This is a genomic window from Acetatifactor aquisgranensis (assembly GCF_943193215.1).
GTDB lineage: Bacteria > Bacillota > Clostridia > Lachnospirales > Lachnospiraceae > Acetatifactor > Acetatifactor aquisgranensis.
The window spans coordinates 1-1972 of the sequence record NZ_CALPDH010000089.1 but is presented as its reverse complement, the minus strand read 5'-3'; the positions used below and the strand labels follow the sequence as shown (position 1 = coordinate 1972).

Here is a 1972-nt window from a genome sequence, read left to right as displayed (position 1 = left end):
GTCCGTCACCTTTTCCGCTTCCATCCCGTATGCGTTCATAATCGTGGTGAGGATGTCCAGGGCATCCCCACTTTCGGCAAATCCGGCTTTGGCAAGTTTCGTGGCATTGGAAACGAAATTGACGGCATCCCCGGTGGACTGCCCGGCAGAAATGGCGTTGTAAACATTGTCCGCAATGTCCGTGGCGGCTATCCCCGTTTCATCCGACAGATTCAAGATTGCCGCTTCCAAATCCTCTATGGGGACTTCCGTTTCATCCGCAATGGTGGAAACCTTTGCCATGGCATCTTCAAAACTGCTTGCCATGGTTCCGGCTGCCACCCCTGCCCCCGTAATGGCCGTGGTGACGGGCAACATTTTTTTGCCCAGGTTGGTTGACGTTTCCCCAATCTTCCCAAAGGCGTTCCCCACCTTTTCCAGGGTGATATTGCTCTGCCTGGCTTCCTCTTCCAACCTTTTCAATGATTGTTCGGTTGCTTCAATCTCACGTTTTAAGGCACGGTATTGTTCCTCCGAAACCTCGCCCCTTTTAAACTGTTCTTCCACCTGGGCTTCCGCCGTTTTCAGAACGTCCAGTTTTTCCTTTGTTTCACTTATGGCCTTGGAAAGAAGTTGCTGCTTTTGTGCCAGGGCTTCCGTGTTTTTGGGGTCCAGTTTCAACAGCTTTTCCACTTCTTTTAGTTCTGCCTGGGTGCTTTTTACTTTCCCCTCTACGCCGGAAAGGGCCTTTTCAAGTTTTGTCGCATCTCCGCCAATCTCGATTGTTATGCCTTGTATGTTGTTTCCGCCTTTCCTCGCCATAGCATCAGCCCCCTTTCCTCTTGAAATTCTTCCGCAAGCCCTCACGGTCCGGCTTGGTCTGCTCCATACGCCAACAGTTTTTCAGATATTCCCGGCCCTCTTCTGTCCTGGAATTTTCAAATATCATTGCTTCACGCATAAAGAAAAGATAGGTGTCAATCTCCATTTCCTGGACCGTGTATATATCCACATGGCAATAGTCCATCACCAGTTTTTCCGGGCGTGTAAGCAATGTGTACGGTATCTCTTCCCCTTTATCCTGGCGTGGATAAAAGGGAATGGTTAGTTTGGGTTCATTTTCAGTTCGTCCACAAACTCCATATAGGCTTCCAGGATTGCCGTACACTCTTCAATGTCGTAATCCTCCAGGTCCTTTTCCGTGACCCTCACCTTTGCCATATTATTGTTAAGGACCGCCGCCAACAGTCTGTAAATGGCTTCTGTGTCCTCCACTGTGGCGTTTTCCTCTTCCATGCCCTGGATTTCCTTAATGGCTTCAAAGACTTGTTTCTGCGGCATCCTCACAATGATTTTCTTTCCTTTTTCCACCACGTTCCCGTCCTTGTCCGTCTTATCTTTCAGCGTGAACGGCCAGAACGTCCTTTTCAGCTTGTTGCAATTAAATTCCTTTACTGCCATGCCCTCATTCTCCTTTCATGGAATAAGCGGCCTGGGGGCTTCTCCCTGGCCGCTCTTACGGTCTTATGCTCCGCCGCCGGGTTCCTCTTCTGTGCCTTGTCCCCCTCCGCTTTCCGGTCCTGCCGCTTCCTCTGTAACGTCCATATCCTCTTCATACAGAATAAGCGTGCCCTCCTTGTCCATGGGCTGTGCCTTGAACTCCGCATCAATGACGGTTTCGCTGTCCTTGGCAAAGGCAATGGTAAATCCGGCCTGGTTGTTTCCAACGATTGTTACCCTCACGTCCCCGTCCACCGGGTCTTTATGCACAAAATGGAGAACATACTTCTTTCCGTCCGCATTGCCGATTCCTCCAATCTTCACAATGCGTTTCTTCCTGGCCTTGTCCTCCGTGACCCTTGCCGTCTGGCATAACTTCTGTAAGGTGGTTCCGCACCAGGTCATAATCCCGGATTTAAGGGTTGCTTCCTCTTCCGTGATGATTACTTTGGAAACCTTGCCCATATCGTCCTTGGCTTCATAGAAAGAGGGC

The 1972-nt window shown here is 50.2% G+C and carries 4 protein-coding genes; all 4 read right to left on the bottom strand.

Going from position 1 to position 1972, the window contains the following annotated elements:
* Nucleotides 1–801, bottom strand: an 801-nt coding sequence (locus NFS35_RS28755) for a phage tail tape measure protein (protein ID WP_251210373.1), incomplete at its 3' end; no start/stop codon positions are given.
* A 4-nt stretch (nt 802–805) separates the two neighbouring features.
* Complete coding sequence (locus tag NFS35_RS28750) at nt 806–1006, bottom strand: hypothetical protein (RefSeq protein WP_251210372.1); 201 nt, start codon at nt 1004–1006, stop codon at nt 806–808.
* A gap of 77 nt (nt 1007–1083) precedes the next feature.
* The gene (locus tag NFS35_RS28745; protein WP_251210371.1) at nt 1084–1440 is read right to left on the bottom strand and encodes a hypothetical protein; all 357 of its coding nucleotides are present in this window, start codon (nt 1438–1440) and stop codon (nt 1084–1086) included.
* Between the two features lie 63 nt (nt 1441–1503).
* Nucleotides 1504–1972, bottom strand: a 469-nt coding sequence (locus NFS35_RS28740; protein ID WP_251210370.1) for a hypothetical protein, incomplete at its 5' end; no start/stop codon positions are given.